The sequence below is a fragment of the Pseudomonas sp. HN2 genome (assembly GCF_020736465.1).
GTDB lineage: Bacteria > Pseudomonadota > Gammaproteobacteria > Pseudomonadales > Pseudomonadaceae > Aquipseudomonas > Aquipseudomonas moraviensis_A.
Genome location: NZ_CP085885.1, coordinates 4,023,030 through 4,046,062, shown reverse-complemented (window position 1 = coordinate 4,046,062; position 23,033 = coordinate 4,023,030). Strand labels below are relative to the sequence as shown.

Below are 23,033 nucleotides of genomic sequence, written 5' to 3'. Positions count from 1 at the left end.
AAACGCTGTGGTACTTAATGTTCCTGTACTAACAGGGCGAAGCTATTTCTGAGTGCAGGAAAGTCGTGGGGGTTCATTAACTTTCACGGCATGTTGGCTGTTTGATATTACACAGGAAAGCAAGACTTGTTCAAAAAGATCCTCGTTGTCTGCGTAGGCAATATATGCCGAAGTCCGACGGCTGAACTGCTGCTGCGCAACGCGCTGGGCCCGTCCGCCATCACGGTGTCCTCCGCTGGCCTGTCCGCCCGCGTGGGCGAGGGCGTCGAAGCCTCGGCGCGGCAGGTTCTCGAAGAACACGGGCACTGCGCCGAGGCGTTCAAGGCGCGGCAACTGACTTCGGACATCGTCAATGACTCGGATCTGATCCTGGTCATGGAAAAGGCCCACGTCAATCAAGTGCTGAAGATTGCCTCGCACGCCAGAGGCAAAGTGTTTCTGCTCGGCAAATGGCAGAGCGAGCGCGAAATACATGACCCGTATCGTCAAGGCAAGGCCGCTTTTATTCATGCCCACGCATTGATTGAAGATGCTGTTAGTTCATGGGCAAAGCGTCTCGGGCATTGATGAATATTCTTCAGAACAGTGAATGGTAAGAACAGACTTATGCAGTTACCGTCCGTAATCGGCTCCCGCGACAATGATCAAGACAGTATTGATCTGCTCGGCATCTTTGGCAGCCTGATCGACCAGAAGTGGCTGATCGGCGCGCTGACCGGTGCCTTCATGGTCACTGGCGTCGCCTATGCGGTGCTGGCGACGCCGGTGTATCTGGCGAACGCGCTGGTGCAGGTCGAACCGAAAAAGAACGACATGCTCGGTTTCTCCGACCTCAACAGCATGCTCGGTGGGCAATCGCCATCGGTGACCGAAATCGGCATCATCAAATCCCGCGCGGTAATCGGCAAAACCGTTGATGACCTGCGCCTGGATATCGACGTCACTCCCAACACGTTTCCGTTGATCGGCGGCTTTCTTTCGCGGCGCTATCGCGGCGAAAGCGAGACCAGCGTAGCGCCGCCGCGCTTCGGTCTGAGCAGTTATGCCTGGGGCGGTGAGCGTCTGGAGTTCACACGACTGGAATTGCCGAAAGACCTGCTCGGCAAGAAACTCACCCTGATCGCCGGCGAGCAACAGCGCTTCCAGTTGTTCGATGAGAACGACAATCTGCTCGCCGAAGGTGTGGCCGGTGAAGCGTTTGCCAACGACGGTGTAGAAGGGCAGATCGCGCAACTGGCGGCCAACCCGGGTACGCGTTTTCAAGTGGTGCGCAATCCACGGATCGTGACCATTCAGGGCTATCAGGACGCGCTGGATATTTCCGAGCAAGGCAAGGAGTCGGGGATCATTCGTCTGGCGCTGGCCAGCTCGGACGCTGGCGAAGCGGTGAAGATTCTCAACAAGATCGCCTCGCTCTACGTCGAGCAAAACGTGCGCCGCACCTCGGCGGAGGCCGCGCAAAGCCTGGCGTTCCTGCAGAGTCAGTTGCCGCAGGTCAAACGCGATCTGGCCAAGGCCAGCGACGCCTTGAATGCCTACCAGACCCATGGCAAGACCGTGAATATCTCACTGGAAACCCAGTCGGTGCTGGGCCAGTCGGTGGCGCTGGAAACGCGCATCTCCGAACTGAAAATGCAGCAGGCCGAGCTCGATCGCAAGTTCACCAAACAGCACCCGGCGTATCGCGCCCTGATGACGCAGATCGGCGAGTTGACCCAGCAGCAGAAATCCCTCGAAGGCAAGGTTCAGGACCTGCCCGCCACCCAGCAGGAATTGCTCAACCTGACCCGCGACGTTGAAGTGGCTTCGCAGATCTACACGCAGTTGCTGAACAAATCCCAGGAGCTGGACATCGTCCGCGCCGGGGCCGTTGGCAATGTACGTTTGATCGACACCGCTGACGTCGACCTGACCAGCCCGATCAAACCGAAGAAACCGCTGATCGTGCTGATCGCGACGTTGCTCGGTGCGTTCATCGGCGTGGCCGTGGTGTTGCTGCGCAAATCCCTCAGTCGAGGCCTCGAAGGCCCGGAGGGCATCGAGCAGTTGGGCCTGCCGGTTTATGCGTCGATTCCCTACAGTGCCTTGCAGGAGGAAGAGGACAGTAAAAAGGGCCGCGCCCGGGATGGCGTTGATAAACCGGCCTACTTGCTGGCGCTGCGCAATCCGACCGATCTGTCGATCGAATCGATCCGCAGCCTGCGCACGTGCCTGCACTTTGCCGGGCTCGACTCGACCAACAACCGCATCATGATTTCCGGGCCGAGCCCGCAGGTCGGCAAGACTTTTGTCTCGTCCAACCTCGCGGCGGTCATGGCCCTGAGCGGCCAGCGCGTGGTGCTGATCGACGCCGACATGCGCAAAGGGCATCTGCACAAAACCCTCAACACACCGATCAGCAACGGTCTGTCCGACCTGCTGGTCAAGCGCTGCACCCTCGAGCAGGCGATCAACACTGTCGAGATCGACAACCTGCATTTCATCAGCCGGGGACAGGTGCCGCCCAATCCTTCCGAGTTGCTGATGCACGCCAACTTCCGTGAGCTGCTGGCGCAACTCAGCGAGCGCTATGACCTGGTGATCATCGACACGCCGCCACTGCTGGCGGTGACCGATGCCGCCATCGTCGGTCGTGAGGCCGGCATCAGCCTGATCGTCACCCGCTTCGGCGTGAACCCGGCCAAAGAGATCGAACTGACCATTCGCCGCTTCGCCCAGAACGGCATCGAGTTGAAAGGCGCGGTGTTCAACGGCGTCGAGAAGCGTGCCGCCAGCTATTACGGCGGCACTGGCTATTACAACTACGAATACGCGTCCGACAAATCCTGATGGTTGCCGATTGTTCTTTCCTGTTTGAAGTGGGTGAGCTGTGAAAAAAATACTGCACGTGGCAGAGACGATCAAAGGTGGCGTGGCGACGGTGATCCGTACGATTTCGGCATCGCCTGACGACGACACGGCGAATTATCAACTGGTCTATCTGGTCCCGGAGGATCAGGCCAAAGAACTGCACGGCATCGCGCCCCAGCAGGTGCGCACCTTCCCGCGCAGTGGCCGTAACGTGACGTCGCTGCTGCGTTTCGCCTGGCGCCTGAGCCAGGTGCTGCTCAAGGAAAAACCCGACATCGTGCACCTGCACAGCACTTTTTCCGGGGTGATTGGCCGTTGTGTCTGCGTGCTGTTGCGGCCGTGGCGCAAGCCGAAAATCGTCTATTGCCCGCACGCGTTTTCGTTCCTGATGGAAAGCTCGCCGACCAAGCAGAAGGTCTACGCGTGGATCGAACGGGTGCTGCAGAAAGTCACCGACGTGATCATCTGCGTCAGCCAGTACGAACTCGACAAAGCTGCGCGCTTCGGCATCGAGCGCAAGCGCATGAAGCTGATCTACAACGGCATTCACCACAAGGACGAGGCGCCGAAGCGTGCTGGCGCAGACCCGATTCATCTGCTGTTTGTCGGACGCCTGGACTATCAGAAAGGTTTCGACGTGCTGCTCAAGGCCTACGCCAAGGTCAATCGCAACGACCTGAAACTGACCGTGGTCGGCAGTGCGGTCAACGAGGATTCGGTGGAGTGCCCGCCGATGGATTCGGTCGAGTACCTGCCCTGGGTGACCCCGAGCGAAGTGCAGGCGCTGTATCAGAAGGCCGATGCGCTGATCGTGCCCAGTCGCTGGGAAGGCTTCGCCATGGTGCCGCTGGAAGGCATGGCCATGGGGCTGCCGGTGATTGCCAGCAACTGCACCTCGCTGCCGGAACTGGTCACCAATGAAGTGTCCGGCTACGTCTTTCCGTCCGGCGACCACCAGGCGCTGGCCGACGTGTTGACGATCATCCAGAAGCCGCGCCTGCTCGACCTCGGCAACGAAGGCCGGAGCATCGTCCGCGAACGCTTCAGCGCCGCATTGATGATCCGTCAGACCTACGACCTGTATCACGCTCCCACTTATTAAGTAGAACTCAAGCTTATGAACGTAACGATTTTGCATGGCTACAGTGCGTCCAACTCCGGTGACGGTCTGCTTGTCGATCTGGCCATTGCTCTGGTGCAGCGTAACTTCGGTGAAGACACCGCGATCAATGTCGTGGCGTCCGATCCCGAGTCGTTCAGCTACCTGCCGCACCCGCGTTTCGATGCGCCGGTGATGGCGGCCAAAGGCCTGGGCCGGGTCAAGCAAGCGGTGTTTCTCAATCAGTCCTACGCCGGGCTCGCCGAGCTGCTGAAGAAGACCGATCTGATCGTCGGTGTCGGCGGTGGCTACATGCGTTCGAAGAGCGCGTTCGAGCACATCAAGCTGAAGCTTGGCCACGCCAAGCAACTGGAAACGGCGATCCTCAGCAAGGTGCCGTCGGTGTACCTGCCGCAGAGCATTGGTCCGTTCCATGGCGAGAGCAACAAGATCGTTGAGCATTACGCCAGCGCCGATGCGGTGTTCGTGCGCGACAACCGCTCCTCGGCGATTTTCGACGCTTGCGAAAACGTCTATCGCGCGCCGGATCTGGCGGTGCAATCGCTGGCAGGCAAGATTCTTCAGCAACCGAAATTCACCCGCTGCGCCGCCTCGCCGACGACAGTGTGCGTGGTGCTGCGCAAGCCGCCGGAGTGGAGCAAAGAAAAGAAGGTCGCCTACGTGGCCAACCTGAAACTGCTGCTGCAGCGTCTGAAGAACAAAAGCAAAGTGGTCTGCGCCGTGCAAAGCGCGGTGCGTGGCAACGATGACGGCGCGTTCTACCGCGAGCTGGGCATCAACGAAGACCTGCTGTCGCTGAAGGCAACCATCGCCAAATATCAACCGGACCTGGTGATCTCGGTGCGTCTGCACGGCGCCATCGAATCGCTGCTCTCCGGCGTGCCGGCGTACCACATCAGCTACGAGCGCAAAGGCTTTGGCGCCTATCAGGACATGGGCGTCGAGGACTGGGTCATCAACGGCGGCGACATCGACGTCGACACCATCATCAATACTGTTTACGCACCGAATGCGCTGGCGGATTTCGGCAAGCGTCTGACCGACACCTGCCGCGAGATCGAGGCGAAAACCGTTGCGATGGACGAGATCATCAAGGGTGTCGTTCGATGATATTTCGGCTGTTGCTTCGCGGCGGAGCGTTGGGGGCGAAGTTCTTGCTGGTGTTGGCCATCACCCATTACCTCGGGTACGAGGCGCTGGGTTTTTACGGCGTGGTGGTCGCGGCGTCGCTGATCGCTTCGAAGTTCTACAGCGTCGGCTTCAGTTCCGAGATCAATCGGCTGATCAGCGTCGGCGGCAGTTCGCGGCGGGTGGTCGACAAAGTCCTGCTGCTGTACCTGGCAGTGGGGCTGTTGTTGTCGGTGCTGACCGTGCTGATCTATTCGCTGTTTCAGTCGGTCGAAGCAACCGCCACCTTGATCCTTTGCGTGACCCTGGTGCTGCTCACCGAGCACCTGTCGTTCGAAATCAATTCCTTTGTGTTCTCCGCACAGAAAGCCACCGCCGGTGCCTTGCTGTTCTTCATCAAGACCGGCCTTTGGGCCATGTTGGCGGTCGGCGGCATGATGCTCGGCTGGGTCGCGGGCATCGCCAGCGTCTTGTGGCTGTGGGTCGCCGCCAACGTGCTGGTGATCATCGCCGGATACCTGATCGTGGTGAACGTGCACAAGGGTCGCGAGGCAGCGGTGCTGGACACCGCGACGGTGTGGAAGGCCGGGTTGCCGTTCTATCTCGGCACCGGTCTGATCGCCCTGAGTCAGTACGCCGAACGCTTTCTGATCATCGATCTGGAACCCTACGCCAGCCTCGGAAAATATGTCTACGCGTGGTCGGCGGCCAACACTTTGCAGGCGTTGTCGTATGCAGTAGTGGCGGTGGTCGGCATCCCGGTGCTGGCCAAGCGTTTTCAGGCGGATCAGCAGGCGTTCACGGTCAGGCAACTGTTCGTGAATAAATGGGTCATGCGCTCGCTGGTGGTCTCCGCGGTTGTGGCCGTGGCGATCTATGTGTTTTTCAACCTGGTGCTCGATTACGTCGCCAGCAGCGTGCCGCGTCCGGATAACGCTCTCCTCGCGGTGCTGATTTTTTCTTTCGCCTTGCGTGCAATCGGCGACATCGTCTGGGGCGGTTTGATTGCCTCGAAGAACAGTCGGGTGTCGCTGGCCAGCGCGGCCCTCTGTCTGCTGATTTCGGTGCCGGTCAGTTACATGCTGATCAAGCATTACTCTATCTATGGCGCGGCGTGGGGCAACGTGTTTGCCATCGTCGTGCAGCTTGGCGTGATCGCGTTATTGACCCGCGTCACCGGCGCGAAAAAGGCTGCGCTGTCATGGGCCTGAAACTGCCGCGCATCGAATTTCGCGGGCGCAAATTCGATTCGTCGATTTCCTTTCTGATCCTGTTCACCGGGCTGTTCCTGTCAGTGGCGATGCCGCTGCTGGTGCCACGCGATCCGGGGCCGGATGCGATGACCCTGTGGTCGTCGTATGCGCGTGCGGACAACTGCAATTTCTGGAACCCGTTCTCGCCGGATCGTTCGTCCTACGAGTGTTCGGCGTTCCTGCTGCGGCCCACCGGGATCAACCTGACCAATGCCTGGGCCTACGGCATGTTCTGCAATTTCTTCCTCACGGCGATTCCGGTGGTGGTGTTCCGGCGCATGCCGCTGACCATCTTCGGCACCCTGTGTCTGTGGGGCATCGTGCGTTCGTTTTTCCTCGAGAACCTGACCAAGGAAATCATCGTCTCGGTGGCGGTGTTGAGCATTCTGCTCAGCGCATTGACGCGCAAGTATCGCGGCGGGTTTTTTCTCTCGGCGGTGATTTATGGCGTGCTGATCCGGCCGTACTGGATTCTGTTTTCGCTGTCGTGGGTCGGCGTCTGTGTGATGAAAAAGTACGTGTCGCGCTTCACCTTCTTTCTGATGCTGTTCCTGTTTTATCTGGCGGTGGCCATGGCCATTCAGCTGGCGCTGGGCTTTCCCGTGTCGTCGATTCGCGCTAGCAACAACGAACTGCGCACGGCGGGCGAAGAGGGTTCGAAGTCGCTGATCGTCTCGTGGCTCAGCGGCAGCGACTTCGTCTCCCAGGCGCTGGACTCGATGATCATTTTCTTCCGCCTGTCGTTCCCTGTGGAGCTGATTCTGCTGTCCGGGCCGGGGCAGGTGATCTTCGTCGCGCTGATGATCATGACCGCGCTGCTGCTGTTCAAAGTCATCACGTCGACCGACTACAAGGGAGCGCCGATCCAGACCAAACCCAAGGAGCTGATCGCGATTCCGCTGGCGTTTCTGTTGGTGCAAGGCTTGTTCGAGCCGGACTTCGGCTCCTTCGCCCGCCACTTCTCGATGGTCGTGCCGGTGTTGTTCGTCGGCCTGGGCTTGATGCTGCGCGCGAACAAGCCGGCGCAGGTTGAATCACGCATTCTCACTTAAGGCAGGTGCTCTATGTCGAGCAAGAAAAAATCCCTGGAGATCGAAACTTTGCGCGGCCTGGCGTGCCTGCTGCTGGTGCTCTATCACGTCATCGGCCCGCTGGGCGGCGGCTTGAAGATCGACATCGGCTCGCCGTTCCGGGTCATCGCCGACTCGATGGTGTACGTGCGCATGCCGCTGTTCACCTTTATCTCCGGCTACATCTATTCGATCTACAAGATTCGCGGCAATGACTTTTCCGCGTTCTTTAGCGGCAAGGTGCGTCGGTTGATCGTGCCACTGCTGTGCGTCGGCGTGCCGTTCTCGGTGCTGCAAGCGGTGGGGCCGGGGGTGAACAAGGACGTCGGCGTGATCGATGCGCTGTTGTCGTTCTGGGTGCCGATCAACCACTTCTGGTTCCTGCAGGCGGTGTTCATCATTTTCATCTTCGTCGGCTTGCTGGAATGGCGCGGCCTGCTGCGTTCAGCGACGCGGTTGTATGGGTTGTTTGCGTTTGCGGCGGTGTTGTTCCTGCTGCCGCCGTTGCCGCTGGATGCGTTCGGCATCAACGGTGCGATATACCTGCTACCGTTTTTCGTCGCGGGGATGATTGGCCAGGAAAATGTCGATGTTTTGAAGCAGCGTTTCAAGGTGCTCGGCCCGCTGCTGTTTGTGCTGATTTCGCTGACGTTGCTGTATGTCGCGGCGATCGATCGTGAGCTGATTGTCGATCGTCGCAGTGTGATCGGTCTGGCGGTGGGGTGTGTGTCTTGCATCGCGTTGCTGTCCAGTGACATGCGCTCGAAAGCGCTGACCTGGCTGGGCGGATATTCCTATGCGATTTTCCTGTTTCATGTGCTGTTCGCGGCGACCTCGCGGTTTGTGCTGGGACGCATGGGCGTGAAAGATGAAAGCTTGCTGGTGCTCGGTGGTTTGAGCAGCGGTTTGCTCGGGCCGGTGGTGTTGGCGATGGTGTTCAGTCGGTTCAACTTCACCTCGGTGTTGTTCCTTGGCGAGCGCGCGGCGAGTAAGAAACCGTTGGCGCCCGTCACCCCCGTGGTACACACGCAATCATCCCTGTAGGAGCTGACGAGTGAAACGAGGCTGCGATCTTTTGATCTTTTGTCGTGGCTTGCGAAGATCAAAAGATCGCAGCCTCGTTGCACTCGTCAGCTCCTACAGTGGATCCGTGCAAGTCACACATCCTTGTGGGAGCGAGCCTGCTCGCGAAAGGGCCATCCCGGACAAAGGAAATATTGAATGATGCCAGTAGACGCCCCTCAACCAGTCGCCACCTCGGCCATCACGGTAGAGGATGCCAGCGAACGTTTTGCGCAATGGCGCGAGGGCAAGGCCGGCAAGGTGTTGTCCGTTTCGGTGATCGGCGACAGCTACACCGCCGGGCAGGATTTTTACCTGAACAAACTGGTGCAACGAGTGGCTGCCGAGGTGGGTTTCGCCGGCCCCGGTTACGTCGGGTTCAATCACGGCGCGGCGCTGGGCGGCACGCATTTCAAATACACCCGCAGCAGCGACAAATACTTCGGTGGCGACTGGAAGGTTTCCGAGCTGGGCCAGGCCAGCCCGGACAGTCGCACGATCAGCGGCAAACCTGGCGCCTGGTTGCAGGTGGATGCCAACCCTTCGCCGCGCATCGATACCGCGGTGACTCAGGCGAAACTGTTGTATGTGGGTAACGGCGGATCCGACGAACTGCGCTATCGCTGGTCGCCCACGCAAGACTGGCGCCCGTTGCAGCTCGCAGGCTCGGGCGTTCAGGAAGTCGCGCTACCCGGTGCTCCATCAGCCGCAGACTGGTCATTCAAACTGGAAGTGGTGAAAGGCGCGCCGACGCTGTTCGGCCTGTGGCTGGGCAACGAGCAGAAGGGTGTGCGGGTGTCGAAACTGGCGGCGTCAGGTGCGGCATCGGCCGATTTCTATCACGCCGATCCGCAGTGGCAGACGCAATGGAAAGCCGTGGTGTCGAAGATTCCGGCCGACGTTTACCTGATCATGCTCGGCGGCAACGATCAGGGTTTTGGCGTCAAGCCTGCGCAGTATCTGCAGAACGTTCAGGGCCTGGTGAGCATGCTGCGCGAGATCCAGCCAGCGGCGAGCATCAACCTGATCATGCGCCAGGACACCACGCGTTCCAGCGCTTACCCGATGTCGGCCTATGCGCAGGTGCTCGAGCCTTGGGCGCGTGAACAGCATCTCGGATTCGCCAACCTGCAATGCGCATTCGGCCCCGACGTCAAACGCTACGCCAGCGCGATGATCGGCCCGGACAGGATTCATCCATTGCCGGCCACGGGCGGGAAGGTGATTGCCGATTATTTTTATGGCTGGATTATGGGGCACGAGACTGGGTGCGGCAGCGCTGCAAAAATCTGAATGTGGGAGCGAGCCTGCTCGCGAAGGCGCCGTGTCAGATACCGAAGTGCTGACTGTGCCACCGCTTTCGCGAGCAGGCTCGCTCCCACAATGGATTGGCGTGAAGCCCGGGTGATCAGGCGTCGTGCTTGAAGGCGTCGATGAGCCCCAGCAGTTCGTCAAGCTTCTGCGGCATCAACCGTGCATCACAACGGGTTTCGACGTTGATGATGATCGCCGGGTCGTTGCAGCAGATGCGCACGCGAAAGCGCCAGTCGCTGAAGATCACTTTCAGGCCATCGCGGTCGTCCATCTCCAGCGCTTGTCCACCGTATAGCGCCTTCAGGTGCGCGAGCAGCGGGTAGGGATCGCGCATCGGCCGGCGAATATCGCCGGACGCAGGAAACACACCGATCCGCTCCACCAGCAGAATCGTGCCCAGCCAGGTTTCGTTGGCGCTGGGCAGCGGTTGATGGCGCGACAACCAGCTCATCACCCCGAGGTTGCCCACCTCACGTTCAATCTCTGTCGAATGTTGTGCAATGTTCATGGTTGCCTGCCTGTGGGGAAGTGGAAAGCCGTCTCAGCGGCCCTTGAGGTACACGTTGTCGTAGCAGAAGTTGGTCGCCTGCAGATAACCCTCGGCGTCGCCGCAATCGAAGCGCAGGCCTTTGAATTTGTACGCCAGCACGCAGCCGTTCTGCGCCTGTTTCATCAAGGCGTCGGTGATCTGGATTTCGCCGCCCTTGCCCGGTTCGGTGTCGGCGATCAGGTCGAAGATATCCGGCGTAAGGATGTAGCGCCCAATGATCGCCAGGTTCGACGGCGCATCCTGCGGTGCCGGTTTTTCCACCATGTTGTTGACCCGGTAGATGCCGTCGGAAATCAGCTCGCCGGCAATCACGCCGTACTTGTGAGTCTGGTCGGCCGGGACTTCCTGGATGGCAACGATCGAGCAGCGGAATTTCTTGTACAGCTGGATCATTTGCGACAGCACGCCGTCGCCTTCGAGGTTCAGGCACAGGTCGTCGGCCAGTACCACGGCAAACGGCTCGTCGCCGATCAACGGACGGCCGCTGAGAATCGCGTGACCCAGACCTTTCATTTCCACCTGACGGGTGTAAGAGAAGGTGCAGGTGTCGATCAGCTCACGGGTGCCGGCCAGGAATTTCTCTTTCTCCGTGCCGCGAATCTGGTGCTCGAGTTCGTAGCTGATGTCGAAGTGGTCTTCCAGCGCGCGTTTGCCCCGGCCGGTGACGATGGCCATGTGTTGCAGACCGGCGTCCCGTGCTTCTTCAACGGCGTATTCGATCAACGGCTTGTTGACGATCGGCAGCATCTCTTTCGGCATGGCTTTGGTTGCCGGCAAGAAACGCGTGCCATAGCCGGCAGCGGGGAACAAACATTTACGAATCATAAAAGTATCCTGGACAGTCATGGAACACAGGCGACGGTTGCGCACCAGAGAGTGGCGGCAAGTTTCAATGATTATTGAAGGCTTACTTTAATACCCGAGTCAGGCTGTGGGTGGCAATTAGTTGCGCCGTTAAAAGGCGTTAATGTTATGAGATGTCGACTACTGTGTTTTAAGTTATTTTTAGTCGGTATCCGTTGATAGTGATAAGTGCACGGGGAGTGCTAATAAGTACCCGCAGATAGTTTGACCGGCGAAAATATTTATTGCCAGTGGTTGAACTAAATTTGTTTGAGGTTGTTGTCGCCTTGTTTGTGTGAATTGCCCCGCATATCCACCAGGCAAGGCTTGACACGCTACCGGGTATTTATTCAATGACGGATCGCGCTATGAAGATTCTAGTAACGGGTGGCGCCGGCTATATCGGCTCGCATACCACACTTGCATTGCTTGAAGCAGGTTATGAAGTTGTCGTTCTGGATAATCTTTGTAACAGCAGCGATGCGGCACTCCACGCCGTTGAAGCCATTTGCGGCAAAAGCCCGTGGATGATTCGCGGCGATGTTTGCGATCGCCCATTGCTGGATCGTATTTTCCGCGAACATCAGATCGACGCCGTGCTGCATTTCGCCGGGCTGAAAGCCGTGGGCGAGAGCGTGCGCAAGCCGCTCGAATACTACGAAACCAACGTCGGCGGCAGCATCACCCTGTGTCAGGCGATGGCGGCGGCGGGGGTGTTCAGACTGGTGTTCAGTTCCTCGGCGACGGTGTACGGCGAACCTGAGGAGATGCCGATCCGCGAGGATTTTCCGACGGGCAATCCGACCAATCCCTACGGCCAGTCCAAGCTGATCGTCGAGAACGTGCTGCGCGACCTGAGCCTGGCCGAGCCACGCTGGAGCATCGCACTGCTGCGCTACTTCAATCCGATCGGCGCCCATGCCAGCGGGCATATGGGCGAAGACCCGAACGGCATTCCGAACAATCTGGTGCCTTATATCAGCCAGGTCGCGGTCGGCAGCCTGCGTGAGTTGTCGATCTTCGGTAACGATTACCCGACAGCCGATGGCACCGGCGTGCGCGATTACATCCATGTCGTCGATCTGGCGGACGGCCACTTGAAGGCGTTGCAGTCGATCAGTGAACGCACCGGCATCCACACCTGGAACCTCGGCACCGGCGATGGCTACAGCGTGCTGCAAGTGCTGCATGCCTTCGAACAGGCCTGCGGGCGGCCGGTGCCGTACCGGATGATGCCGCGTCGGGCTGGTGACATTGCCGAAAGTTTCGCCGACGCTTCGAAAGCCGCAAAAGAACTCGGCTGGAAGGCCACGCGCAACTTGCAGGACATGGTCGCCGACACTTGGCGCTGGCAATCGAATCACCCCAACGGTTATTCGCGATGATGGCCTTTTAGTCCGATGTTAGTTTCAGTCAGGTTGTTAGATAACGTCGGGAAATTACACTGGCAATGCCTTTTGCAAGTCCGTAGATATAAACCTGCCGTTCGACTTTTATCAGTTGGGTAAGACTGTGAAAGAACAACGGATCGTGTTCGCGCTCTTTGCGGACTCGAACGCTACCAGCTCTGACACAGACCGGTTTTTTAACAGGTCGAATGTTAGAAAGGAGTTGTTATGAAAAAAGTGATGGCAGTTGCCCTGTTGACGATGTTGAGCAACTGGGCTGCCGCAGCTGAAGCGCCGTTGACAGCGGTAACCAATGTAGGTGGCAGTGTGGCGGCTTCGCAAGCGCCCGCCGCCAGTACTGCAATGGTTGCCAGTGCTGTAGCGGCGTCCAACAGCGGTGGCAGTGCCAATGGCGGTACCACCGGTACGACAGGTACCACCGGTACAACCGGCACGCATAACTAACAGGAACATTTGTTAGTGCAGTACAGAGTCGCCCGACGCAAGTCGGGTGACTTTGTTTTTTGGATTCGCCCTTGAATAGCGTAGTGCCATTATGACTCGTAGTGTTTATCTTTTAATGTTGGCAAGTCTCGCTTTGCAAGGTTGCATGTTTTCCCCCGGTCAGTACCTGAGCACCAGCGATATCACCCGCCAGGGCGCCAGCGAAAGCAGTCGGGTCGAGCTGATTCCGATCACCCCGAAGCTGATCGCCATGAACCGCGCCACGCAAAAGCGTGAGTCGCTGCCGGCGGAGCTGCTGGTAACGCCGGCGGAATATCGCATCGGCAACAATGATGTTCTGTACATCACCGTCTGGGATCACCCGGAGCTGACCGCCCCCTCCGGCGCGCAACAGCAGATCGATGCCAACGGCCGCCTGGTGCGCTCCGACGGCACGCTGTATTACCCGTTCATCAAGGAAGTCCAGGCCGCTGGCCGGACCATCCAGCAACTGCGCGCGGACATCGAACAACGCTTGTCGGCATTCATCGCCGAGCCCCAGGTCGATGTAGCGGTGTTGCGCTTCGCCAGCCAGAAAGTCGTGGTCACCGGTGCCGTAACGAAGGCCGGCCCGCAAGCGATTTCGACCAATCCGCTGAGCGTGGTCGAGGCCCTCGGTTCCGCCGGCATCGACACCAATAACGCCGACTTGTCGGGCCTGCTGCTGACGCGCAACGGGCGGGTCTATCCGCTCAATCTCGACTCGCTCAATCAGCAGGATTCCGAACTGCAGAACGTCTACCTCAAGGGCGGCGATCAGCTGTACCTGCCATACAACGACAACAAGCGCATCTACGTCATGGGCGAGGTCAACCAGCCACGCGCGCTGAGCTTCAAGACTGCGACCATGAACCTTTCCGACGTGCTCGGTTCGGTCGGCGGCCTGAGTCAGACCAGCTCCAACGGCAACGCGGTCTACGTCATTCGCGGGGTAGAAAATCTCGACGTCGAGCCAGCGAAGATCTATCAGCTCGAAGCCGAATCACCGACCGCCATGGCACTGGCTTCGCACTTCCAGGTGCGGCCGCAGGATGTCGTCTACGTCGGCCCGGCCAACGTCACTCGCTGGAACCGTTTCATCAGCCAGTTGGTGCCGTCGGCGTCGATTGTCGGCACTGGGGCTTCGGCAGCGAAGAACTGGAGCGAATACAGCAACAACAGCAAATAAGGCCGCCCGACTGTGAACCTATTGAAAGTGGGCGTCTGCCTGATGGCGGCGTCGTTGCTGTGCGGCTGTAACCCGCTGATGAGCGCGTCGCTGAACAACCTCAAGGCCGCCGTCGTCGGCCCCGATGAAGTTGACGTTTCGGCGGCCGAAGTTGCCGGGGTCAACTATTCGCAACTGAAACTGACCACGCCCTCCGGCTCCGGCGTGCTGGCGCTGGTGCGCGAGCGTGAAGACCTGCAGTTCTGGGTCGCCTCTGGCAAGCAGGTTTTGCTGCTGCGCGATGGCCTTGCCGTGCGCAGCATTGGCCTGGGACTGGAGGGCGATCTGGATGGCACGCGGCTGGCCGATGACTCGCCATTCAAGCAAGGCCTGCATCATGTTGCCGATGGTTACACCACGCGGCGCTGGATCGACCTGTACAAGGGCCAGGAAGTCGGCGTGGTGGTCAACAGCCGCTTCTCGCGCCGTTCCACCGAGACCCTGGAGATTCTCGACAAGGCTTACTCGGTACTGCGCGTCGATGAGCAGATTGACGCGCCAGCCATCGGCCTCAGTGCGACCAACCGTTACTGGGTCGACCCACGTGACGGTTTCATTCTGCAGAGCGAGCAACAGCTGACCTCGCAACTGCGCGTCAAGCTGGTGCAGCTGACCCCTGATCGCAGGCACCTGCCGTGAAGCGCTTCAGCCTTATCGCGGTGGGCTTTCTGCTGATCGCCGGGGCGAGTCAGGCCGCCGTCACGGTGTCCGGCGATGTCGCCAATCCCGGGCCGATCGCACTGCCGCCGGGCGGTCGCCTGCTCGATGTGATCGGCGAAGCCGTGCCCAATGCCGAAGGCTATTGGCTGGCGGGCGGTTTGTTGCGTCAGTCGCTGGTCGAGGAACAGACACGGCTCAAGGTCGGCGTGCTGTTCGACCTCGATGTGCTGCAGCGCATGGCCACGTTGTTCGACCGGCCAGGCCGCGCAGCACTGGCACAGCGCATTGCCGAAGAAGTGCGGCAGATGCCGGTGACCGGGCGGCAGATCGCTGACCTCGACCCGGTGGCCGTGGAAGTCGGCTTCGCGCGCAACATTCGTCTGGATGACGGCGATCGGCTGATCTACCCGAAACGGGTCGACGAAGTGCAGGTATTGGGCGCAGTCGCCGAGCCGTGCCACCTGCCGTATCAGCCGTTGCAGGAGGCTCGCGAATACCTGGAAGGTTGCTCGATTCTCGACGACGCCGAGGCCGATTACCTGTGGCTGATCCAGCCCAACGGCGTGTCGCGGCGTGTCGGTATCGCGCACTGGAATCGCGAGTCCGGACAGTTCCCGGTGGCCGGCAGCAGGATTCTGGTGCCGATAAAAAATGATGATCTGGATCCGCCTCTTCCTGAACTGAATCAGCAGTTGGCCGAATTCATTGCCACGCAGCTGGCCGAGGTGGTTCGTTGAAGTTACGTTTTGCAGCTGTGTTGTTATTGCCCTGCGGTCTGGCCCACGCCGAGCCGCGCATCACCCAGAATGACTTCGGTGGCACCGGCCTGTTGCAGACGCCGACGGCGCGCATGGCCCCGGCCGGCGAGCTGAGCGTCAACGCCAATCGCACCGACCCTTACAGCCGCTACAGCGTGTCGTTGCAGCCGCTGGACTGGCTCGAAGGTTCGTTTCGCTACACCGCGATCACCAACCGGCCGTATGGCTCGGAGGCCCTGAGCGGCAGTCAAAGCTACAAGGACAAGGCGGTCGACGCCAAAGTGCGCCTGTGGCAGGAAAGCCACTGGGCGCCGGAAGTGGCGCTGGGCTTTCGAGATATCGGTGGTACCGGTTTGTTCTCCAGCGAATTCTTCGTCGCCAACAAGCGTTTCGACAATTTCGATTTCAGCGCGGGCATCGCCTGGGGCTACATCGGTAATCGCGGCGACTTCGACAACCCATTGGGCTACGTCAGCAATCGCTTCGATACCCGCCCGGCCCTTGAAGGCACCGGTGACGTCAACTCCGGCTCGTACTTTCGTGGCAAACCGTCGCTGTTCGGTGGCGTGAGCTACCAGACGCCTTGGGATCGTCTCAGCCTGAAACTGGAGTTCGAAGGCAACGATTACAAGAACGAGCCGAAGGACAACGAAATCAAACAGGACTCGCCGATCAACCTCGGCGCGGTGTTCAAGGTCACCGATTCGATCGATCTGAGCGCTGCGTGGGAACGGGGCAATACGGCAATGTTCGGCGTGACCTTTCACACCAATTTCGTCAGCCGCAACGCCCCGGCCAAGACCTACGACCCGACGCCCGAACCGTTGCCGGCGAAGGCCCCGACGACCTCGATGGAGCAGGTCAACTGGGCCGATGTGTCGCGGCGTCTGCAGCAGAATGCCGGGTACAAGGTCGAGCGCATCAGCCAGCGCGATTCCGAGCTGATCGTGTATGGCGAGCAGCAGCGATATTTTCATTCGTCCAAGGCTGTCGGCCGCGCGAGCCGGATTCTCGACAACAGCGTCAACGACGACATCGACTGGTTCACCGTGGTCAACAAGCGCTACGACTTGCCGCTGGAAGAAACCAGCCTGCCGCGCCAGACCTTTCGCGAGGTGATCAACAACGAGGAGCCGTTGCAGTCGCTGCACCGCACCACCGAAATCAACCCGGCGATGCCGCGCAACGAGAAAACCCTCTACACCGAAGCGCCGCAGCATTTCAGCTATGGCGTCGGTCTGGGCTTCAAGCAAAACGTCGGCGGCCCGGACGGTCTGCTCTATCAATTCAGTGCCGACGCGGACGCGGAATATCGCTTCAACCGCAACACCTGGTGGAGCGGTTTGCTCAGCGCCAATCTGGTCAACAACTTCGACAAATTCGTCTACGACGCACCGAGCGGATTACCGCGCGTGCGCACGGATTTGCGCCAGTACCTGACCACCTCCAACACGACCATGCCGTTGTTCCAGCTCAGCCATGCCGAGCAGTTGGACAAGGATCTCTACGGCATGGTTTATGGCGGTTATCTGGAATCGATGTTTGCCGGCGTCGGTGCCGAAGTGCTGTTCCGCCCGACAGGCGAACGCTGGTCGGTAGGAGCGGATTTGAACTGGGTGCGCCAGCGCGATTTCGATCAAGGCTTCGCGTTGCGCGATTACTCCGTGGTGACCGGGCATATCACTGGCTATACCGATCTGCCTTTCGACACGCTGGCCGCGGTCAGTGTCGGTCGTTATCTGGCCGGGGACTGGGGCACGACCGTGGACATCTCCCGCGAGTTCTTCAACGGCGTGCGCGTCGGTGCGTGGGCGACCATTACCACGGCCAGCAGCGCCGAATACGGCGAAGGTAGTTTCGACAAGGGCCTGTACCTGTCGATCCCGTTCGACGAAATGATGAGCATGTCGACCATGCGTCGCGCCAACCTGGTCTGGGCGCCACTGACCCGAGATGGCGGCGCCCGACTGAGCCGCAGCTATCAACTGCACTCGATGACGGATAGCCGGGAAGGGGACATGTTCTATCGCAACTTCGAGAAGATTACCGAGTAAGCGCTGGCCTCCCAAGCCCGACACAAAACCCTTGTAGGAGTGAGCCTGCTCGCGATAGCGTCCGATCAGCCGACATCGTTGTTGACTGACCTACCGCCATCGCGAGCAGGCTCACTCCTACAGTTGATCTGCGTCGCGCCACACATCCCGGCCATGTCTCAAAGCCCCTTGTAGGAGTGAGCCTGCTCGCGATAGCGTCATGTCAGCCGACATCATCATTGACTGACACACCGCCATCGCGAGCAGGCTCACTCCTACATTTGATCGTCATCCAATTACAGAACCCGGCCATAACCCAACCCCCACAGGGGGCGCACCTGTGTTCGATACCCTTGTGCCAAATCCCGCCCACAAAAAAGGGGACTTTCGTCCCCTTGCGATCTGAAGTTGTGAACCTCAGTAAATATCTTTCGATAACAACGTAAACGGGGTTTTTACCAGGATCTTCAGGTCCAGCCACAACGACCAGCTGTTGATGTACTGCAGGTCGATCTCGACACGCTTCTGCATCTTGTCGATGGTGTCGGTTTCGCCGCGGCAGCCACTGATCTGTGCAAGCCCGGTGATCCCCGGTTTGATTCGGTGACGCGCCATGTAGGCGAGGATCTTGCCCGAGTAGTAGTTGTTGTGCGCAACAGCATGTGGACGCGGACCCACCAGAGCCATATGCCCCTGCAACACGTTGAACAGTTGCGGCAACTCATCCAGCGACGTGCGGCGGATAAAGCGACCCACAGCGGTGATACGCGAGTCATTACGACTGGCCTGTTTCACTTCGCGATCATCGTGGACACGCATCGAGCGAAATTTCCAGACCTTGATCACCTTGCCGTTCCAGCCATGACGATCCTGCTTGAAAAACACCGGGCCGGGCGAGTTGAGTTTAACCGCCAGCGCGATGATCAACAGCAGCGGACTGAGGGCAATGATCGCCAGGAACGCCACGGTCTTCTCAACCAGACTTTTGCTCAGGGCAGCGGTCGGGCGGCTGGTCAGGGGGCTTTCGTTCAGGTAGATCGCCGGCAGGCCGTCCACGACTTTCACCGAGTGGTTGAGCAGGGTCAGGCTGTTGAGATCCGGCACCCACACCACATCGACGTTGGCCCCGAGCAGATCGACATACATCGCCTCGATTTTGGCGGCTTCGCACAGCGGCAGGGTGATGTACAAGCGGCGGATGTCGTGAGCCTCGATCAGTTCGAGCAACTCATCCTGAGCGCCGACGACGCGTGGTGCGTCCGCGGCGAGGACTGGTTTGTCGCCGTTGCTGACCAGACCGATCAGCGGCAGGTTTTCCAGTTGGCTGAGTTTCTTCGCCAGGCCGAGCGCCAGTTCGCCAGTGCCGACGATCAGCGTCCGGTGCTCGCTTTTACGCGAACGCTGGTAGTACTTGGAAAACGCATGCAGCGGCGCGTAGAGGAAGGCCTGACCGAGGAAGCCGTACACCGCCCAGCTCAGGATCACCTGACGGGAAAACAGCTCATCGGCCTGGCAGACAAACGCGATGCACGCCAGCGCGGCCATGGTCATCGACCAACCCATGAACAGACGGCCGAGGCCAGTCAGGTAGTTGTCGCGTTTGCGATAAACGCCGCTGAATGTGTAAGCCGGCACCGAGGCCAGGACGGCGAGGGTAGCGCACATTCGGTAGTAGAACGCGACGGTGCCGGTGTGCTGTTCAGCGAGGATGAACAACAGCGTCACAACGAAAGCCTGTGCCAGCGCCCATTGGCCCCAAAAGGTCAGTCCCTTGAGGCCCGTGCTTCGATTAATACTGAGAGAAAGATCCATACGATATCCCCAAAAGACGTCCATTCAGGTTTCAACAGTTGAAAGCCGAGTTGTTATGCAGACTTATTGTTTTTGTTTTAGCGAGTGTCTTGAGGTAACAACATCGAGAGCCGAACTGTCGTCAGCCAATAGACTAAGTTATTGTTGGGAATGGTGTCTGACGAGTTCTAACAAGATGGCATAATGCCAACTTTCTAATATTTAAATACCAGTCTGTTAGAAAAGGTCGTAGAGAGGGGGATGAAAAGGCGGGGATGTATTTGTTACTGTTGGCGGGGTGGAGGCAGGGAAGCTTTTATTGAATCAGGGAGGAAAAACCAAACAGAGTGCTCTTCTTGTTGTTGTAGTCGCACTTTATATCTGTTTGTCTTGGTTAGAATGTCGCCTGTGATTACGCGACGACTTCCTGGATCAAGCAATATCCGCGATTTCTTACGGCTCGAAACAATCGCTCGCCATTACTCGCGCTCTTGAATTTATCCTGCAAGCGGCTCAGGCACATCTCCAGACCACGGTATTGCTCCGGTTCCCGGCCAATACTGATGATCAAGTCATCGCGACTGACCACCCGTTCTTCATGGGTCAGCATTTTCCGGACCAGGGCGGTTTCCAGGCCAGTCAGGCTGATTGCGATGTTGTCCTTGAGCAGTACGCCTTGATCATCGTCAAGATGCCAGGTGTCGCTGCAGGCGTCAGGACTCTCGCTGACATTCGAGATATGTGCTCGTTCTGCACTAACTGCCGGAAAGCTCTGGAACGGGTTGTCTGTTTGCGCGGCTCGCCATTCATTTTCAAGGGTGGCCAGTATGCGTTGAGTATCATGTTCGATACTGCGCGCAACGTTCTTTCGGCTAAGACTTGGGTAACTGAACTCCATGACCATCGGGGCGGAAGAGGGCGAAGCAACACCTTCAACAAACATTTGTGCCTGCGACGTGCCAAACGAATTGAAACGCTCACTGGACAAAATGCTTTCCAGTTCACGCTGCGACGTTGTGCTGTGCGTCACAACTACAAAATATTTTCTGGGGAGGGTTGTACTCGTTTCCATGTCTCTCTCCTAAATACACACCAAAATTGGCTAAAAGATAAATCGGCAGGCGAGCAATGACTTCCTCGGAAGTAATCGTAGGCAGGGTTCGGGCCGAAAATGGCCGTCGATAAATTCCACTCGATCTGCTGCTATGTTATGGAGTTTTATTGTTATGTGGCGTGTTGCCGCGCTCATTCAAGTGCTTGAGTTTTAATAAATATGAAGCGGAACTGAAACGATATGGCTGCATCAGACGATCCTTCGTACGTATGCAAAAGGGAAGACTGCCCGAGACTCAGGCAGTCGATATCAGGCCCCGCATCAGGCGATAGCCGTAGCCGCGGATGCTCTGAATCGCGTTTGTACCATACATGTCCTTGATTTTTCCACGCAAGCGGCTGATAGATTTCTCCAGTGCCCGAGGATCGTAGAAATTGGCGTTGAGGCCCATGATGCTGGCGATTTCATCATGGCTCAGAATGTGATTGGCGGTCTGCGCAAAGGCCTCGAGGATCTTCATCTCGGCGAAAGAAATATCGAGTTTGCGCCGACTGTCCAGCAGGCAGATCCGCGTCGGATCAAGCGTCAGAGTGATATCCCGCTGCCAGTCTTCGCTGTTGAAGAACTCCGTGAGCAAGTCGTCGCTGTCATCGCTCAGTGTGTTGAGCTTGATACAGGCATCGGCGCCGGCGAGATAATACTTGATCTTGTTGACCGCCCCGCGGCCGGTGATGACTGCGCAAATAAGCGGTTTCAAGTTCGCATCGCGCAGATTCTGTATCAGCGCCAAATTGTCTTCGAGGGCCTGTGGGCTATCGATGATGAGGAAGATGGCGCGATAGGAATCGATGTAACGCTGCTGTTTATATGAACTAGTGAAAGCACCTGTTTCCAAGATCATATCGGGCTGCACGTGCTTTGCGATCAGCGTCGTAAAATGATCGGCCACACCCAAGGTACGACCCAGAGCAAGAACACCGGATTCATCATTTGTCGGGCGCGGACTTCTAGTCGCCAAGTTCCCTGAGAGCATCATGCGTTGACTCGAATTAGGTGCTGACATCGGGATGTTAAAGCACCGGTTCTCATCTGTGACTGACAATTGGTAACATTTACGCGGATTTTAGACGTGTCTCCCGAGTTTTCTAACAATAAGTAAGCTTTTCAAGCTTTTAGTTGATTTTTCGGGGGTTGTGAACTAATGCGTGTGTGATGGCTATATGCAATGGTGCCACTATTTTGAGCTTATAGCGATGGCTTTGTCTATGTCCTTTTGCCATGGGTTGGCCATGTCCTGATTGTGTGAAGTTGATCACATTTCATATCTGAACTGAAATAATTGTTGTGATAGATGTAAATTTTTCCAGTTAAGTTCGTCGACCGACGATTACTAACATGACTTGAGTGTGGCAATCCGTTAGACCTATTCTTCAACACCAAAAGATCGCAGCCTTCGGCAGCTCCTACGCTTGAAATGCGTTCCCCTACAGGAGCTGCCGAAGCCTGCGATCTTTTGATATTCATAAAAGCCAATTGTGTAACTTCAGATACTCAACCCCTGAGTGTTATTGACCGGTCGCTCGTCTTGAGTGCTCTGACGGAGGATTAATGGATTTCTGGACCCTTTTCCAGGTGTTGATATTGGGCGCGGTAGAAGGCTTGACCGAGTTCTTGCCGATCTCGAGTACCGGTCACCAGATTATTGTCGCCGACCTGCTCGAATTCGGCGGCGAACGCGCGATGGCGTTCAACATCATTATTCAACTGGGGGCTATTCTTGCGGTGGTGTGGGAATTCCGTCCGAAGATCTTCGAAATCGTCAAAGGTCTGCCCACCGAGCGCAATGCACAACGTTTTACCCTTAATCTGCTGATCGCGTTTCTCCCCGCCGTTATTCTCGGCGTGTTATTCGCCGACGCGATCCATGAATATCTCTTCAACCCGATCACCGTTGCGGTTGCCCTGGTTGTCGGCGGCATCGTCATGTTATGGGCGGAACAGCGTAGCCATGTGGTCAGCGTCGAACATGTCGACGACATGCGCTGGTCTCACGCGCTAAAAGTCGGTTTCGTACAATGCCTGGCGATGATTCCCGGCACCTCGCGCTCCGGTTCGACCATCATCGGCGGTCTGCTCTTCGGCCTCTCACGCAAAGCCGCGACCGAGTTCTCGTTCTTCCTCGCCATGCCGACCATGGTCGGCGCCGCGGTGTACTCCGGCTATAAATACCGCGACCTGTTTCAGCCCAACGACCTGCCAGTCTTCGCCCTCGGCTTCGTCACCGCATTCATCTTTGCGATGATCGCCGTGCGTGGCTTGCTGAAGTTTATTGCCAACCACAGCTATGCGGCGTTCGCGTGGTACCGGATCGGTTTTGGTTTGTTGATTCTGGCGACGTGGGTGTTTGGCTGGGTGAACTGGACGGCGGCTGCGGCCGGTTGAGGCGTC

20 protein-coding genes are annotated in these 23,033 nt (G+C 58.1%); 15 read left to right on the top strand and 5 right to left on the bottom strand.

Annotation, left to right across the window (positions count from 1 at the left end):
- Positions 1-126: 126 nt before the first annotated feature.
- From LIS66_RS17805 to LIS66_RS17770, 8 genes are all read left to right on the top strand, one after another.
- Positions 127-567, top strand: coding sequence for a low molecular weight protein-tyrosine-phosphatase (locus LIS66_RS17805; RefSeq protein WP_016775466.1), 441 nt, complete (start codon positions 127-129; stop codon positions 565-567).
- A gap of 39 nt (positions 568-606) precedes the next feature.
- The gene (locus LIS66_RS17800; protein WP_227972724.1) at positions 607-2,829 is read left to right on the top strand and encodes a polysaccharide biosynthesis tyrosine autokinase; all 2,223 of its coding nucleotides are present in this window, start codon (positions 607-609) and stop codon (positions 2,827-2,829) included.
- A gap of 40 nt (positions 2,830-2,869) precedes the next feature.
- Positions 2,870-3,952, top strand: a complete 1,083-nt coding sequence (locus LIS66_RS17795; protein WP_227972723.1) for a glycosyltransferase — start codon at positions 2,870-2,872, stop codon at positions 3,950-3,952.
- Between the two features lie 15 nt (positions 3,953-3,967).
- Positions 3,968-5,080 carry a polysaccharide pyruvyl transferase family protein gene (locus LIS66_RS17790; RefSeq protein WP_123419126.1) on the top strand — a complete coding sequence of 371 codons (1,113 nt, stop codon included), beginning with the start codon at positions 3,968-3,970 and terminating at the stop codon, positions 5,078-5,080.
- Positions 5,077-6,309: a phosphoribosylaminoimidazole carboxylase gene (locus LIS66_RS17785; protein WP_227972722.1), complete on the top strand. Its 1,233-nt coding sequence runs from the start codon at positions 5,077-5,079 to the stop codon at positions 6,307-6,309. Before LIS66_RS17790 ends, LIS66_RS17785 begins: the two co-directional genes overlap by 4 nt.
- Positions 6,300-7,403, top strand: a complete 1,104-nt coding sequence (locus tag LIS66_RS17780) for a hypothetical protein (RefSeq protein ID WP_024013616.1) — start codon at positions 6,300-6,302, stop codon at positions 7,401-7,403. Before LIS66_RS17785 ends, LIS66_RS17780 begins: the two co-directional genes overlap by 10 nt.
- Positions 7,404-7,415: 12 nt before the next feature.
- The gene (locus LIS66_RS17775) at positions 7,416-8,465 is read left to right on the top strand and encodes an acyltransferase family protein (RefSeq protein WP_227972721.1); all 1,050 of its coding nucleotides are present in this window, start codon (positions 7,416-7,418) and stop codon (positions 8,463-8,465) included.
- A gap of 177 nt (positions 8,466-8,642) precedes the next feature.
- On the top strand, positions 8,643-9,776 hold the full coding sequence (locus LIS66_RS17770; protein ID WP_227972720.1) for an SGNH/GDSL hydrolase family protein: 1,134 nt from the start codon (positions 8,643-8,645) through the stop codon (positions 9,774-9,776).
- 115 nt (positions 9,777-9,891) lie between these two features.
- On the opposite strand, the gene LIS66_RS17765 is transcribed toward LIS66_RS17770, so the two are convergent.
- Both LIS66_RS17765 and galU read right to left on the bottom strand, forming a co-directional pair.
- Positions 9,892-10,305, bottom strand: a complete 414-nt coding sequence (locus LIS66_RS17765) for a mannose-1-phosphate guanylyltransferase (RefSeq protein ID WP_123419130.1) — start codon at positions 10,303-10,305, stop codon at positions 9,892-9,894.
- Between the two features lie 33 nt (positions 10,306-10,338).
- Positions 10,339-11,172 carry a UTP--glucose-1-phosphate uridylyltransferase GalU gene (gene galU, locus LIS66_RS17760; protein ID WP_042609065.1) on the bottom strand — a complete coding sequence of 278 codons (834 nt, stop codon included), beginning with the start codon at positions 11,170-11,172 and terminating at the stop codon, positions 10,339-10,341.
- Between the two features lie 386 nt (positions 11,173-11,558).
- On the opposite strand from galU, the gene galE reads away from it, so the two are divergent.
- The 6 genes from galE (at position 11,559) to LIS66_RS17730 (ending at position 17,761) form a co-directional block, all read left to right on the top strand.
- Positions 11,559-12,575 (top strand): UDP-glucose 4-epimerase GalE, encoded by a 1,017-nt coding sequence (gene galE, locus LIS66_RS17755; protein ID WP_064361413.1) that lies wholly within the window; start codon positions 11,559-11,561, stop codon positions 12,573-12,575.
- Positions 12,576-12,806: 231 nt separating this feature from the next.
- A complete protein-coding gene (locus LIS66_RS17750) occupies positions 12,807-13,043 on the top strand; it encodes a hypothetical protein (RefSeq protein WP_016775457.1) in 237 nt (78 codons plus the stop codon).
- Positions 13,044-13,188: 145 nt separating this feature from the next.
- Positions 13,189-14,250 carry a polysaccharide biosynthesis/export family protein gene (locus LIS66_RS17745; RefSeq protein ID WP_042609067.1) on the top strand — a complete coding sequence of 354 codons (1,062 nt, stop codon included), beginning with the start codon at positions 13,189-13,191 and terminating at the stop codon, positions 14,248-14,250.
- A 12-nt stretch (positions 14,251-14,262) separates the two neighbouring features.
- A complete protein-coding gene (locus LIS66_RS17740) occupies positions 14,263-14,928 on the top strand; it encodes a YjbF family lipoprotein (protein ID WP_227972719.1) in 666 nt (221 codons plus the stop codon).
- Positions 14,925-15,686: a capsule biosynthesis GfcC family protein gene (locus LIS66_RS17735; RefSeq protein ID WP_227972718.1), complete on the top strand. Its 762-nt coding sequence runs from the start codon at positions 14,925-14,927 to the stop codon at positions 15,684-15,686. The genes LIS66_RS17740 and LIS66_RS17735 overlap by 4 nt, the downstream gene beginning before the upstream one ends.
- The gene (locus tag LIS66_RS17730) at positions 15,683-17,761 is read left to right on the top strand and encodes a YjbH domain-containing protein (RefSeq protein WP_227972717.1); all 2,079 of its coding nucleotides are present in this window, start codon (positions 15,683-15,685) and stop codon (positions 17,759-17,761) included. Before LIS66_RS17735 ends, LIS66_RS17730 begins: the two co-directional genes overlap by 4 nt.
- 396 nt (positions 17,762-18,157) lie before the next feature.
- Here the strand turns inward: LIS66_RS17730 and LIS66_RS17725 are convergent, their stop codons facing one another.
- The 3 genes from LIS66_RS17725 to LIS66_RS17715 all read right to left on the bottom strand — a co-directional run bounded on the left by LIS66_RS17725 (position 18,158) and on the right by LIS66_RS17715 (position 21,621).
- Positions 18,158-19,552: an undecaprenyl-phosphate glucose phosphotransferase gene (locus LIS66_RS17725; protein ID WP_042609071.1), complete on the bottom strand. Its 1,395-nt coding sequence runs from the start codon at positions 19,550-19,552 to the stop codon at positions 18,158-18,160.
- A gap of 391 nt (positions 19,553-19,943) precedes the next feature.
- Positions 19,944-20,603, bottom strand: coding sequence for a winged helix-turn-helix domain-containing protein (locus tag LIS66_RS17720; protein WP_227972716.1), 660 nt, complete (start codon positions 20,601-20,603; stop codon positions 19,944-19,946).
- 277 nt (positions 20,604-20,880) lie between these two features.
- The gene (locus tag LIS66_RS17715; RefSeq protein WP_042609073.1) at positions 20,881-21,621 is read right to left on the bottom strand and encodes a winged helix-turn-helix domain-containing protein; all 741 of its coding nucleotides are present in this window, start codon (positions 21,619-21,621) and stop codon (positions 20,881-20,883) included.
- Positions 21,622-22,193: 572 nt separating this feature from the next.
- Here LIS66_RS17715 and LIS66_RS17710 point away from each other — a divergent pair.
- A complete protein-coding gene (locus tag LIS66_RS17710) occupies positions 22,194-23,027 on the top strand; it encodes an undecaprenyl-diphosphate phosphatase (RefSeq protein WP_065615901.1) in 834 nt (277 codons plus the stop codon).
- Positions 23,028-23,033 lie beyond the last annotated feature (6 nt).

Coding starts and splice junctions, on each gene's coding strand:
- LIS66_RS17775 (WP_227972721.1), top strand. CDS start 7,416: ATGTCGAGCAAGAAAAAATCCCTGGAGATCGAAACTTTGCGCGGCCTG.
- LIS66_RS17710 (WP_065615901.1), top strand. CDS start 22,194: ATGGATTTCTGGACCCTTTTCCAGGTGTTGATATTGGGCGCGGTAGAA.
- LIS66_RS17785 (WP_227972722.1), top strand. CDS start 5,077: ATGATATTTCGGCTGTTGCTTCGCGGCGGAGCGTTGGGGGCGAAGTTC.
- LIS66_RS17780 (WP_024013616.1), top strand. CDS start 6,300: ATGGGCCTGAAACTGCCGCGCATCGAATTTCGCGGGCGCAAATTCGAT.
- galU (WP_042609065.1), bottom strand. CDS start 11,172: ATGATTCGTAAATGTTTGTTCCCCGCTGCCGGCTATGGCACGCGTTTC.
- LIS66_RS17725 (WP_042609071.1), bottom strand. CDS start 19,552: ATGGATCTTTCTCTCAGTATTAATCGAAGCACGGGCCTCAAGGGACTG.
- LIS66_RS17770 (WP_227972720.1), top strand. CDS start 8,643: ATGATGCCAGTAGACGCCCCTCAACCAGTCGCCACCTCGGCCATCACG.
- LIS66_RS17715 (WP_042609073.1), bottom strand. CDS start 21,621: ATGATGCTCTCAGGGAACTTGGCGACTAGAAGTCCGCGCCCGACAAAT.
- LIS66_RS17765 (WP_123419130.1), bottom strand. CDS start 10,305: ATGAACATTGCACAACATTCGACAGAGATTGAACGTGAGGTGGGCAAC.
- LIS66_RS17720 (WP_227972716.1), bottom strand. CDS start 20,603: ATGGAAACGAGTACAACCCTCCCCAGAAAATATTTTGTAGTTGTGACG.
- LIS66_RS17800 (WP_227972724.1), top strand. CDS start 607: ATGCAGTTACCGTCCGTAATCGGCTCCCGCGACAATGATCAAGACAGT.
- LIS66_RS17790 (WP_123419126.1), top strand. CDS start 3,968: ATGAACGTAACGATTTTGCATGGCTACAGTGCGTCCAACTCCGGTGAC.
- galE (WP_064361413.1), top strand. CDS start 11,559: ATGAAGATTCTAGTAACGGGTGGCGCCGGCTATATCGGCTCGCATACC.
- LIS66_RS17745 (WP_042609067.1), top strand. CDS start 13,189: ATGTTTTCCCCCGGTCAGTACCTGAGCACCAGCGATATCACCCGCCAG.
- LIS66_RS17750 (WP_016775457.1), top strand. CDS start 12,807: ATGAAAAAAGTGATGGCAGTTGCCCTGTTGACGATGTTGAGCAACTGG.